Source organism: Roseivirga spongicola, from assembly GCF_034376045.1.
Lineage (GTDB): Bacteria > Bacteroidota > Bacteroidia > Cytophagales > Cyclobacteriaceae > Roseivirga > Roseivirga spongicola.
Genome location: NZ_CP139724.1, coordinates 3,827,444 through 3,840,528, shown reverse-complemented (window position 1 = coordinate 3,840,528; position 13,085 = coordinate 3,827,444). Strand labels below are relative to the sequence as shown.

Here is a 13,085-nt window from a genome sequence, read left to right as displayed (position 1 = left end):
ATCTGAATTGTGATAAACCTATTGACCTTCAAATTGTCGAATAAGAAATATTCTATTTCTGTTTAATGAAGTTTTATAATTATTCATATTTGAGGTTACCGTTGTAACACTACTACACAAAAAAGACTTTGAGGAGACTAAAACTAATTTTATTGACAAGCCTGTTGTCTGTCACAACTATGGCTCAGGTAACAACTGAGGGAAGAGAGTTTTGGTTAGGCTTCATGGAGAACGATAATCCGGCTAGTGTCGAATTAGAGATATATCTTTCATCTAGACAAGAAGCAAATGTAGTAATAACAGCGCCTAGAGGTAATTTCAGAAGAGAAATTGTTGTTCCTGCTGGTACAGCTCGATTCGTTTCCATACCTGCTAATGAATTTATGCCTGTAGATGAAGGTGTTTATGATATGGGACTTAAGGTAACTTCAGATATACCAATTTCTGTATATGCCTTGAATAAAAGACAATTCAGCGCTGATGCGGCAGTTATTTTGCCCACAACAGCTTTAGGTAAAGAGTACTTTGTAACCGCTCATGCCGAACCAAACTTTGATATTGTGGATAACGCTCGTGAGTCGGAGTTGTTGATTGTAGCGGTACAAGACGACACAGAAGTTGAAATTACACCTTCAGTGAGAACAGCTTCTGGAAAGCTACCAAATAACCCATTCACCGTCACTTTAAATGCTGGTGAAACTTACTTAATCAAAAGTGCTTTACGAACTGAAGACCTTTCTGGAACATACGTAAGGTCGGTGAGTACCAACTCTGATGATTGTAAAAATATTGCAGTTTTTGGTGGGAATGTTTTTACTAATGTAGGAGGGTGTGGTGATGCAAGAGACCACCTTTTAGAACAAATGTTCCCAATTTCTACATGGGGTAAAAGCTTTCTATATGTTCCCTACGAAACTAGATTAGGGGGAGACTATGTCAAAATCATTGCTTCGGAAGACAACACGGTAGTCAATATTTCTGGTAATAGTTCAATAAATTTAGATAGAGGTGAGGTATACAAAATAAAGGCGCTGAATGGTGTTAGAAGCGTTGAGTCAAATAAGCCAATCAGTTTCGCACAATTTAGTAGATCTCAACAGTGCGATGGGGTGCCTTCAGATCCTTTTTTCATTCTTGTAAGCCCCTTAGAGCAGAGAATAAGAGAGGTTACGTTTAATGCATTTTCTGTTGATCAGATTGACCGTTATTACCTAACAATGATAACGGAGGCAGGAGCTACAGCTGAAGTATTTTTAGATAATGTAAATGTTGGTAGTGAGTTTACAACATTTGGTAATACGGCCTATACTTCAATTGAAATAAGCCAAGGGAATCACACCATAAAGGCCCCAGAAGGGGTTATTGCTTTTGTATACGGATATGGAAATGTTGAGTCATTTGGTTATTCGGCTGGAGTTGCCTTAGAAAATTTAAACCTTCAAATTGAAGGAGATGATGAATATATCAGCATAATTGACCAACAAGCCTGTCTCGATGCTAATATTGAGTTCTCTCTCAATTTCACTTTAGAGCCAGGTGAAGTATCTCCTTATAATACGTTTGAATGGGATTTTGGTGACGGTACTACTGATAACGGAGAAGTAGTAAACCATACCTATGAAGCTCCCGGTTTTTATAATGTTATTCTGACAGCATCAGACGGTCAAGGTTCATGTGGAAATTCCGAAACAGTAGTTAAAACTATTGAAGTACAAGAAACTGAGGTCGGGCAAGTGACTGGCCCGCTGTCTGTGTGTCCTGATGTAGATGGGATAGAGTACACAGTTTCTGGCGGAGAAGGGAATAGTTACCAGTGGTTTATAGAAGGAGGAGAGTTTGACGGTCCAAGTTCTGGAGAATCTGTTATGGTAAACTGGGGGGCTGCTAGAACTGACGCTAGTATTAAAGTGCTGCCGAGTAATAGTTTGGGCTGTCTCGGAGATACTCTAATTTTACCTGTTACCATTAATAAAAGATTGGAGCCAATAGCTCCGTTTACCGAAGCAGCGGTATCTACAGACGGACTTAACTCTGAGGTTTGTGATGCTGAAAGACTAACTCAACGATATTTTCTTACCCCTACTAATGGCTCGGTTTACAAATGGTTTGTAGAAGGTGGAGATTTTATTGAAACAATGGGCACAGGAGATACTGAAGTCTTTGTAAAGTGGGAAGAGAATGTTAGCGGGAAAATATGGTATTTGGAGTCTAATCCCTTAATAGCCGAATGCGAAGGGTATTCTGATACCTTAAACGTACGGGTTTATCCTGCGCTTGAGTCAATAGTTAGTAATTCAGATGTTTTATGCAATGGAGGTGCTAGCGGAACTATTAGTTTAGATATTACTGGTGGTAAGCCAGGTAATTATCAGGTGGAATGGGATAATGGTAAAACAGGAAAAGAAATTTCCGACTTAAGAACGGGTAACTACACAGCAACTATAACTGATGAATTAGGCTGCCAGATAACAACTACAGTTACAATTGGTGAGCCAGAGAGGCTTCAGATAGCCAATGTTGTTCCGCAAGGAGTAAGCTGCTTCCAAGACAGAAATGGAGTTGCCGATTTGCAGGTAATAGGCGGAACGCCTTTACCGAATGGTGAATATACCTTTAACTGGCAATCGAATGGTTTTCAGACATCATCTACCAGCCATGTGAACTCTCGTTTACCAGCCGGAGATTATGTAGTTTCGGTAACAGATGCCAATGGTTGTCAGGCTGTAGCCAATTTTACTATTGATGAGCCCCCACTTTTAGAGGCAGACCTTGAATCATTGATCAACGATCCTATTTGTCCTCAAGCTAGTGATGGTACAGCCTTTATAGATGCAAAGGGGGGTACACCAGATTATCAGTTCTATTGGAGCAATAAACCTACCACTGACGATGCCAATGCTTCAGATTTAAGTCAAGGTGCTTATTCGGTACGGATAGTTGATGCCAATGGCTGTGAAACTTCGTTAGAAGTAGATGTAACAGAACGATTTCCAAAGATATTCTTCCCTACGGCCTTTAGCCCTAATGGAGATAGCGAAAACGAAACTTTTAAGCCAGTAGCAGACTGCCAAGTGTCATACTATATGCAGATATACAATAAATGGGGACAAGTTATTTTCTCTACCGAAGATTTATCTGAAGGTTGGGACGGAACCTATCAGGGTGATATTGCCCCAGAAGGCAAATACTCCTATGTGGTATTTTATGCAGGTAGTCTAAATGAGGTAAGCTTTGAAGAAACCTATAGGGGAAGCTTTGACTTGATTAGATAGATTCTCACTTATAGAGAGTCAGATCAATGAGTTGCTCAGTACTGGCTAAGGTAGTCTGGTTGTTTTGAGTGTATTAATAATGCAATATCTAAGTAATCACACCATGCTGAAATTGGCTCGGATCTGCTGTGCAGTATTCTTATTATTACTCGTAAATACACAACTATTTTCTCAAACTACCACCGAAGGTAAAGAGTTCTGGTTGGGCTTTATGCAGAATGAGTTAGGTGGTCCTCCAGTTTTCTTAGAAATCTATATTTCTTCTAGGCAAACGTCACAAGTTACAGTAGAAGCACCTTTAGGTGATTTTAAGCAAACAGTAACGGTAAGTCCGGGCTCTACTGAGAAAGTTGTTCTACCCACATCGGAGTTTATGCCTTTAAAGGAAGGTATAAGACCAATCGGGCTCCGAGTTACTTCAGATAATTTTGTTTCTGTATATGCTTTGAATAAAAGACAATCTAGTGCAGATGCAACGGTAGTTTTGCCAACAACAGCTTTAGGGAAGGAGTATATAGTTACTGCTCATATGGAGCCTCCTGGTGATATTATACCATCTTCTAGAGAATCAAATATGTTAATTGTAGCCACTGAAGATAATACTCAGGTAGAGGTTATAACAACTGTAGACACTTATAGAGGTCTAAAGAAAGGAGAGTCTAATAATGTTACTTTAAATGCAGGTGAGACATATCAAATCAAGTCGAGAGAAGACCTTACAGGTACAATTGTAAGGTCTGTAAGTTCGAATAATACAGATTGTAAAAAGGTAGCCGTTTTTGGAGGAAATGTTTTTACCAATGTAGGGGGGTGTGGTGATGCAAGAGACCACCTTTTTGAACAGATGTTTCCACTATCTACTTGGGGGCAAAACTTTCTTTACGTGCCTTATGAAACTCGGTTAGGTGGTGACTACATAAAAATTCTTGCGGCATTTGATAATACAAAGGTGACTTTAACTGGTGGAATAGGGACTATTACACTAGATGCCGGAGAGTCATATATTAACAAAGCTATGGATGGGGTAAGAAAGATAACCTCAGACAAACCAATAAGCTTCTCACAGTTTAGCAGGTCTCGCTCTTGTGATAAAACCAACTCTGACCCCTTTTACATAGTGGTAAGTCCTCTTGAGCAGAGAATTCAGCAAGCTACCTTCCATGCTTTTGACGTAGAAGACATAGACCGTTATTTTTTAACTCTTATCAAGTTATCATCTGATGAAAGTGATGTTTTACTAGATGGGGTTAATATAAAAAATCGGTTTAGCTCTTTCCAAGATGCCGCTTATGCATCAATAGAAATTCAGCAAGGGAGTCATACCCTAGAAGCACCTGATGGGGTTATAGCGTTTATTTATGGATATGGAAGTCAGGAGTCTTTCGGTTATAGTGCAGGTGTAGCCTTAGAAAATCTAAATGTTAAAATTGAATTAGGAGCAGAGAATGCTAGCCCAGATTTGTCTGAGATTTGTATTAATGAAACAATAGATTTTTCAGTATTTATCAAGGCTGGTCCAGATGTTCCAGATTATTCCATTTTTGAATGGGACCTTGGTGATGGTAATAAGGCACATGGAGCACAAATAAATCACCAGTATAAAGAGCCGGGTGAGTATGAGGTTTTTTTGTTAGCCAGTGACGGGTTAGGTAATTGCAGTACGCAAGACTTAATAGCAAGAAAGTTTATTGTAAAAGATTCAGCTCCAGAAGAATTGGTAGGGCCTCGGTCGGTTTGTCCAGCTACAGAAGGAGTGGTGTATCAGGTTACTGGTGATGAAGGTAACTCTTACTCATGGGGAATTGAAGGCGGTGTAATCGTTTCTTCTTCGGTGGGCAGCACAGTTACAGTGAATTGGGGAGATAGCAATGAAAATGCAGCACTTTACGTAGTGACTACAAATAGCCTTGGTTGTGAAGGAGAGAAGGTGACTTTTCCAATCAGAGTTAATCCCAATCTTCAGCCAGCCATCCCTCAATCTGAAGGTTCTAACCACAAGGAGGTCTGTTTTTCGGATCGGCAAAGAGTAAAGTACTTTACTCCTAAAACCCCTGGCTCCAGTTATCAATGGTTTGTAAATGGTGGGAGTTTTACACCAGATACAGATATCAATTCCAACGAAGTCTTCATAGACTGGGGTAATAGTTCTTTTGGAGAGGTTTGGTATAGAGAGTTCAATGAGAAACTATCTGATTGCGAGGGCTTCTCTGATAAGCTTCAAGTAAAGGTATTGAAAGAGGTTACCGTGTCGCCAGAGGTGTTTGATGTACTGTGCAAGGGAGAATCTAATGGAAGTATTGTCCTAAACATTGCTGGAGGTAAAGGTGGTGCTTATGAGGTAACATGGGACAATGGAATGCAAGGGGAGTCAATAAGTGGTTTGAGTTCAGGGAATTATATTGCAACTGTAACCGATGAATTGGGCTGTTCTACCGTTAGTAGCATATACGTAAATGAGCCAGATCCATTGTTTGCTAATATTGAGGTTATTCCCTCATTTTGTTATCAAGAAGATAGTGGAGGAGCCAAAGTAGAAGTTCAAGGCGGTACACCGTTTCAAGCTGGCAATTACTCATTTTTGGTAGAAGGTAATGGCGTCTCTAACGTATTTAGTAGTGGTGATATAAGTGGACTGGGGAAAGGTGAGTATACCATAACCATCACTGATAGAAATGGATGTTCAATTTCTCAGAATATAGAAGTTTCTGAACCATCGCCTCTTCAATTCGATATGGAAGCATTTATTAAAGTTCCAGTTTGTCCTGATGAATCAAATGGAAGAACTTTTATAGATGCTAAAGGAGGCACGCCTGATTACAGTTTCTATTGGAGTAATAATCCAAATGTTGCTTCAACCGAAGGAAGTGGGTTTGCAAAAGGAACTTACACGGTAAAACTGGTAGATAGCAATGGATGCGAGAAGAGTATGACATTTGACATTTCTGAAAGAGAACCAAGAATCTTTATTCCCAATGCGTTCAGCCCAAATAATGATGGTGAAAATGACATTTTTATGCCACAGGCTGATTGTTCTTCAGGTTTTATGATGCAGGTTTATAATAAGTGGGGTGCTGTAGTATACACCACTACCAACGTTGAAGAGGGATGGGACGGAACATATCTTGGAAAACCAGCAGCTGTAAGTAACTACTCCTACCTGATTTTTTATTCAGGAGTTGTAAATAATCGTCCTTTTGAAGAAACCTACAGAGGAAGCTTTAATCTTATTCGTTAATAGTACAGAGTTCCTTGTCTTTCTTTAATTTCAAGTCAAACAAATACCCATTTGGCTTTAACTGTTTACAAATCATCTGCAGGTTCAGGAAAGACCTTTACGCTAGTAAAAGAGTACATCAAACTACTGATTGCTAACCCTCAGGATTACAGGCATATTCTGGCTATTACTTTTACCAATAAGGCGACTGAGGAAATGAAATCTCGGATTCTTCGGAATCTGGAAGAACTAGCATCGGGCGAAACTTCTGATTTGGAGAAAGTCCTGATTTCTGAATTCGAAGGAAGGTTCGATGTAAGTCAGATAGCTGCCAGAGCGAATGAAGCCTACGACTTGATCATTCACAACTACAGCCGTTTTGAGGTTTCTACCATAGATAGTTTCTTTTCCAGGGTGTTGAAGTCCTTTGCTAGGGAACTGAATTTGCCTTTAAGCTATGAGGTGGAAATGAACCAAGATCTCGCCTTGAATGAAACCATCGATAACCTGTTCCGAGAGCTGGACGATCAGCCTGAGATCAAAAACTGGCTCACTCAGTATTCTAAAGATCAGGTCGAAAATGACAAAAGCTGGAATGTAGACCAGCAGATTCAGAAGTTAGGAAAGAACCTCTTTAAAGAGGAGTTTCAAGATGGGTTCAACGACCAGAAGGTTGAATTAGCCTCGCTGAAAAACCTGATTGAAAGCTTAAAGAAAGAAATCAAAACCTTTGAGAAAACAGCTAAATCATTTGCGAATAAAGCCTTTGAGGTGTTGAGTCAAAACGGGTTGACTGCGGCAGATTTTCATTACGGAACGTCAGGAGCCATTGCCGCTTTCTATGCGCTGGATAAAGGCGACTTTGAAATCGACACGAAGAAGAGGTTTCTTCAGACACTGGATGGAGAAATGCAGTGGGGAGCCAAAAAGAGTCCAAATTTTGAATTGGCCTGTCAGCTAGGAGAATCCGACTTGCACTATATCGGAACAGATGCTTTGGCCTTCGTCACTAAAGAACGAAAACATTATAATACGGCCAGAGCCATTCTCAAAAATATCTATGCTTTTGGTTTGTTGGAATCGCTTCATCAAAAACTAAAGGACTATCGCGATGAGCACAATGTGATGCTCATTTCTGATACCAATATCATTCTCAAAGAAGTGCTTCGCGAAGCCGATGCTCCTTTCATCTTTGAGAAACTCGGAAGTTTCTACAAACATATCATGATCGATGAGTTTCAGGACACTTCCAACTTCCAGTGGTTCAACCTAAAACCGTTAATCATCAATGCCTTGTCTGAGGGGCATGAAGTGCTGATTGTTGGGGATGTAAAGCAGTCAATTTATCGTTTCAGGGGAGGAAACATGCGACTGCTCTTGAGTCAGATTAAAGAAGAATTGGGGCTGTTTTATCCGAATGAAGCAGATAGAAACTTATCAGACAACTATCGCAGCTTAAGCGAGATTGTCAATTTCAACAATGCACTTTTCGATCGGCTGCCTTCTGCGTTAAGGGAGAATGACTCACTGACCGAAAGCAACCTTTTTGAGTTGGCCTTCGAAGGTCATGCTCAGGATATTAAGAAGCAAAAAGGTGGCTTTGTAAATATGAAGTTCTTTGAGGCAGAGGGCTGGAAGGACTTGGCTATTGATAACTTGGTAGAGAATATCAGGCAAAATCAGGACAAAAGCTACGGACTGAAAGATATGCTGATTCTCGTGAATAGAAATAGCGAAATCTCAGACGTGGCCAACCGATTGATGCTGGAGCAAATTCCATTCATCAATGGTGATTCGCTAAAACTACAGCAGAGCGATTTGGTCATGTTTGTGCTCGAATTGCTAGGCTATTTGCAGTCAGGAAAAGACGAAGTTCAGACACTAAGTCTAATCATCCTTTACAAGAGATTAACAGGTCAGGATTATTCAGAAGCCTTACTAACTTCCAAAAAACAAAGACTTACCTTGGAAAAAGCTGGTTTTCCACCAGAATTTACTCAGCAGACTCATTCCCTAAAACAGCAGTCGCTTTTCGACCTGGTTTGCGTGCTCCTGATCATTTTCGACCTGAAGGAGAGCGCGGACATCTACCTTCAACAGTTGCTTGATTTAGTGTTGGAACAGACCCAGAAAGGCCGAAACTCCATCGCTAGTTTTCTCGAGTGGTGGGAGAAGGAAGGAGAAAATCAGACCGTAAGCACCAGCGAGCAAACCAATGCCATTCGGATTCTTTCAATTCACAAATCGAAAGGTCTAGAGTCGCCAATCGTTTTTATTCCATTCACCAGTTGGGATTTGCTCCCAAGGCCTACCATACATCAATTCTGGACCAAGCATGTGCCGCCAGAATATGCTGAACTGAAATACATTCCTTTAGACTTCAGTAAGGGACTCCTTACAGACTCCTATTTCGAAAACGATTATTATAAAGAGGCAGAGGAAAGCGCTTTGGATATTCTCAACAAGACTTATGTGGCTTTTACCAGACCTAGAGAAAAGCTCTACTTATCGGCACCACAAACCAAGCCAGGAACAGCTCAAATTCATCAGTTGATGATTGGTTTGCTGGAAGAAGCAGGTTTGCAGAAGTCGGAAGAATCTGATTACATCCAGTTTTCCCTAGGTGAAGATCACGTGAAGGTTGGAAAGGCAGAAACGCATCAAGCGAGTGAGGTTTTGAAAATATATCCTGCAACCTCATTTCTCGATCAGCTGTCCATCCGAAACGACTCGGACCGATTCTTTATGCTTCAAGAAACAGAGCAGGCCAAGAATATCACCCTCGGAAATCAGGTGCATGATGTGCTGTCAGAGATCCGTGTGAGAGAAGATTTGCCTATTGTTCTCAGGCAAAGACTGCAGTCAGGTGAAATGAGTAGGGAGGTGGTAAACCAAGTGGAAGAACGGATTGAAAAATTGTTCGCGCAAGAGCAGATTGACGCTTGGTTTTCGGACGAATATGAAGTCTACAATGAAAGAAGTATTTGGTTCGAAGGGCGGGAGCACCAACCAGATCGATTGCTCTTCAAAGGAAATGAAGCAGTAGTGATAGACTACAAAAAGGAAATTGAAAGTGATAGCCACCATGCTCAAGTGCATCGATATATGCGAGCCATTCAAGCCATGGGCTTTGAAAAGGTTTCTGGTTATCTAATTTATGTTGAACCTGTTTTGGTGAAGGAGGTGGAGAGATGAAGAGTTTAACTCATGCAGGTTCCTTGCCAAGGGGACAAGAGAAGTGCAAGAAGACACTTCAACAGTCTCCATTGATTGATACAGAAGCTAAAATGGCTAGCGCGAATTATTCCCCCTTTTTTGAAAAGGGGGCTAGGGGGATTAGATTCAGAAACCAATCCTCCCAACCTCCTTCGCCAAGGAGGAGTGTCACTGCTAGAATCCGTCTGTTTAATTCCATAAGCTTGATTAATATCAATTTCAGTGCGAACCATTCCCCCTTTAGAAAGGGGGATACGGGAATTTTATCACCCCTAACCCCTCCTAAAACAGGTGGGGAATTGGAAGTGCAAGAGGGGAGTTTCTCGATCTCCAACTACATAGAAAGCTTACTAAATCAAGTACCAAGAAAGGAGGTTTTATCATGCTAACCTTCCACCAAAATCTTGTTGAGCAGATATCCGCAGAGCAGCTTCCTGAGTTGAAGAACCATTGTTTTGTCTTTCCTACTAAGCGGGGAGGAGTGTTCTTCAAACGAGCATTGTTGGACAAATATGGAGATCAGAATTTCATGCTTCCTGCCATCTTCAGTGTAGAAGAATTCGTGCAGCGAATGACGGGAATGACCATCACCGATGAGTTGACACTGCTTTTCCATCTGTACAAAATCTACCAGTCGAAAGACAAAGACCTAGAGTTTGACGATTTCTATGCCTGGGGTAAAATCATCCTCAAAGATTATGATGAGATCGACAGGTATATGGCTGATGCCAAAAAGATTTATTCTGCACTACAAGACATTAAGGAAATCGATAATGTCTTCGGATATAATGATGAGTTTCGGGAGATCATTGCTCGTTACAGAACCCTAACTGAAAAGAATGAGAAGACTAAACTGCTCACTGAATTCCTGAAAATATGGAAGGAAGTAGGAGCGGTGTATGAGGTCTACCAGGAGGAACTGGCGAAAGAAGAAAAGGCCTATGGCGGAATGCTCTATCGTAATCTGGCCAATGTACTTTCACAGGAGAATTTCGATCACCATTTTGCTCAATATCATTTCTGCGGATTCAATGCATTGTCTAAAGCGGAGGAGATAATTTTCGATGCTTTGGTGAAGGCAGGAAAAGCACAGTTATACTGGGATTTAGACGGTTACTATGTAGAAGAGAAACAGGAAGAAGCCGGAGATTTCCTTCGAGATTATCTAATTAAATGGCCAAACAGTGTGCTTTTCGATGCGAACTCACTGGAAGAGCCAAAGCAAATCACTTTGCATTCTGTACCACAGAATATGGCTCAGGCTCAGTTGGCAGCTCAGAAAGTGACTGAGCTTTTGGATGCTGGAGCTAAGCCTGAAGAAACTGCGGTTGTTCTTGCCGATGAAAAGCTGCTGATTCCGCTGCTCTATAGCATGCCGATGCAGCGACATAAAGTCAACGTTACGATGGGTTATCCCATGAAGGCCACGGTGGTATTTGACTTTGTGTTGAGTTATTTGGAACTGGTTAGAAAAGCACAGCTGAGAGATGGCGAGTTGGTTTTTCATGTCTATGATTTCCGACCTTTCCTTTCCAACGCTTATGCTGCCGTTTTTGAACCTGAAGTATATCAGCAATTGAACCAGTGGTTTTTGGTAGAGAAGCGCACTAGAGTATTAAAAAGTGAGGTAATAGAGAAATTGAATTCTCTGGAGTTGAAGTCGCTTTTAAGTTCAAAACTCGATTGGACAAGCATCTACAACTCTCTGAAGTCATATCTCACTTCTGTTTTTTACCACTTTAAGGAGACTGATAGCGGAACCACAGATCAGGAGTTTATCTACTTCTTTTTGAAGTCGTTGAATCAGCTGAATGACTATTTGCAAGACCGTCAGGATTTCAGCCTGAAGCTTATCAGGAAAATCATTCAGGAGCATTTCAGGGCAGCTAAGATTCCATTTGAAGGTGAACCAGTCAGAGGTGTTCAGGTCATGGGCTTTCTAGAAACCAGAACGTTGGACTTTAAACATCTAATAGTGGTTTCGGCCAATGAAGGCAAATTGCCAACTGCAAGGACGCTCAACTCTTACGTGCCGTATGGACTCAGAAGAGTTTTCGAATTACCGACTTTTGAAGAGCAAGATGCCATTTATGCCTATCACTTTAAGCGATTGATTCAGAGAGCTGAAGAGATTCACTTTGTTTATGACAATACAACTCAAGGCGATTCAACAGGGGAGAAGAGTCGGTTTATTCTGCAACGGTTAAAGCGTTATAAAAACCTGCCTCATTATACTGTTCAAAGTCAGAATTACGAGGGGTTGGTACCCAATGTGCAAACTGATGTTTCGGTTCAGGTTGAGAAAGGCGAAGATGTCATTAATCTGCTGAAGCGATTTACGGTGGAAGCTGAAGATGGTAAATTCCTTTCTCCAACATCTCTTACCAATTACATTACTTGTCCACTGAAATTCTACTTGAAGAATGTAGCCAGTTTCAAAGAATTGGAGGATGTTGGGGAAGATATTGATGCCCGAAATTTGGGGATTGTCGTTCACGAGGTGCTCGAATACCTGTATCAACAGTGGGTGGGGAGAGAAATTGGTTCTGAGCAAATCAAGCTCCTGAAATCTCAGGTTGAAAAGCAGTTGATCGATTCCTTAAAGCGCAATAAAATCGTGCAGGATAATCAGCAGCTAACAGGACGAGATTTGGTAACCAAAGAGGTAATGGAACAACTGATTCAGAAGGTGCTCGATCTGGATATAGCCGATGCACCATTCAAGGTTGTAGGCCTCGAGCAGGAAGGTTATGAGCAGTTGGTTTCAATCCCAAATGTGGGAACAGCAAGAATCAGCGGAACCATTGACCGTGTGGATGAGAAAGATGGTGTACTCAGAATTACCGATTACAAAACCGGTAAGGTGGATTTTGTACCTAAAGGCAGACCTGCTAAATCTGACGAAGAAATTCTAGAAACCCACTTCCAAGACCCGAAATACAAGTCCGGTTTTCAGGCTTATCTGTATGCTGTTTTGGTTCGTCCACATGTAGAGAAACCAATCAAAGTCGGTATCACCACAATGAAGAGCCTGAGCCAAGGAACGCAATGGCTCAAGAATGGTCAGACGCTCGCTGATCAAGAAATAGAAGCCTTTGGCGGTCGGGTGAATAGTCTGGTTCGGGAAATATTCAATCCTGAAATTCCTTTCGCTCAAACCGATGATTTGGAGCGCTGTGGCTACTGTGAATTTGCCAAGATTTGTAAGAGGGTGTAATCTCTCATTTTTTCAACCGACCATGGAGAAGGGGTTTATCTAATTACTTCTTGGCCGATTCTTCGATAAACTCAGAATGAAAAAGTAGGCTCTGAACTCCATGGTTACTACTTTTCCATCCCGAGCATAGTGGAGGGATCTGCCTAGTTATTTTCATATATGAGTA

At 41.2% G+C, this 13,085-nt stretch carries 4 protein-coding genes; all 4 read left to right on the top strand.

Annotated features, from left to right (window positions below):
* Positions 1 to 179: 179 nt before the first annotated feature.
* The 4 genes from T7867_RS16955 to T7867_RS16940 all read left to right on the top strand — a co-directional run bounded on the left by T7867_RS16955 (position 180) and on the right by T7867_RS16940 (position 12,919).
* Positions 180 to 3,272, top strand: coding sequence for a PKD domain-containing protein (locus tag T7867_RS16955; protein ID WP_068221726.1), 3,093 nt, complete (start codon positions 180 to 182; stop codon positions 3,270 to 3,272).
* Positions 3,273 to 3,351: 79 nt separating this feature from the next.
* Positions 3,352 to 6,507, top strand: a complete 3,156-nt coding sequence (locus T7867_RS16950; RefSeq protein WP_322299583.1) for a T9SS type B sorting domain-containing protein — start codon at positions 3,352 to 3,354, stop codon at positions 6,505 to 6,507.
* Between the two features lie 51 nt (positions 6,508 to 6,558).
* Complete coding sequence (locus T7867_RS16945) at positions 6,559 to 9,681, top strand: UvrD-helicase domain-containing protein (RefSeq protein WP_068221730.1); 3,123 nt, start codon at positions 6,559 to 6,561, stop codon at positions 9,679 to 9,681.
* Positions 9,682 to 10,084: 403 nt separating this feature from the next.
* A complete protein-coding gene (locus T7867_RS16940) occupies positions 10,085 to 12,919 on the top strand; it encodes a PD-(D/E)XK nuclease family protein (protein WP_068221735.1) in 2,835 nt (944 codons plus the stop codon).
* Positions 12,920 to 13,085: the final 166 nt, after the last annotated feature.

Excerpts from the sequence above, each read along its gene's own strand:
- T7867_RS16940 (WP_068221735.1), top strand. The coding sequence starts at position 10,085 with ATGCTAACCTTCCACCAAAATCTTGTTGAGCAGATATCCGCAGAGCAG.
- T7867_RS16950 (WP_322299583.1), top strand. The coding sequence starts at position 3,352 with ATGCAATATCTAAGTAATCACACCATGCTGAAATTGGCTCGGATCTGC.
- T7867_RS16955 (WP_068221726.1), top strand. The coding sequence starts at position 180 with ATGGCTCAGGTAACAACTGAGGGAAGAGAGTTTTGGTTAGGCTTCATG.